We start from the raw sequence: 838 nt of genomic DNA, 5'->3' as shown, positions 1-838 counted from the left end.
AAATATGGAAATAAAGTTGTAGATTTATCGTGTAAAAGGGCTAATGAATTTAAGTCTATAAGTTATTTATCTGTTAAAAGAATATGTGAAAAAGGGCTTTATATGGATAAAGATGTTTCATCAGATGAATCAGTAAAAGCCGGTGGCTATGGGAATGATTTAAGTCAATATGACTCTATTTGTGGTGAGGTATAATATGCAAGAGATAAAGAGAAAACTTATAAATTTAAAGCTTTCAGGTATAGCAAAATCATTAGAAAGCAGGAATCAGTATGCTATAGAAAAAGGGTTAAGTTATCTTGAATTTTTTGAATTATTACTTGAAGACGAAGTAATAAACCGTCAAAACAATTCATTTAAGAAGAGATTTTCCAAATCTAAACTTGATTCTTCAAAAACACTGATAAGTTATGATTTTAGTTATCAACCAGAATTAAAAAAGCAGGAGGTGCTAGATGTAGGAAGCTGTAGGTTTATAGAAGAAAAAAAGAATATAATCTTTATGGGTAATCCAGGAGTAGGCAAAACTCATCTTGCAAACGCCATTGGCATAGAGGCCCTAAAAAAAGGGTATAAAGTTCTTTTTATTCATGCAAATGATATGGTAGCAAGATTAGTAGCCGCCAAAGGAGATGGGAGCTATTTTTCGGTATTAAAGCAATTTTTACATGTGGATTTACTTATAATAGATGAAATAGGCTTTAAAAAGATTCCATTAAACTATGTGGATGAGTTTTTTGAGATCATCAGACAAAGATATGAAACAAATTCAGTGATAGTAACTACCAATAGACCATTTGAAGAATGGGGGAATATATTTGGAGACGTAGTGTTAGCA

At 31.0% G+C, this 838-nt stretch carries 1 protein-coding gene and 1 pseudogene; both read left to right on the top strand.

Translation table 11 applies throughout. The features are described from left to right. Positions 1 to 195 (top strand): annotated as a pseudogene (locus ACYQ0O_RS13050) (hypothetical protein); the annotation flags it as partial. Position 196: 1 nt separating this feature from the next. After that, on the top strand, positions 197 to 838 hold a 642-nt coding region (istB, locus tag ACYQ0O_RS13045), incomplete at its 3' end, for an IS21-like element helper ATPase IstB (RefSeq protein WP_459893769.1).

The organism is Desulfothermus okinawensis JCM 13304 (assembly GCF_054654515.1).
The sequence above is the reverse complement of the archived record's forward strand: the minus strand, read 5'-3'. Positions and strand labels throughout refer to the sequence as shown.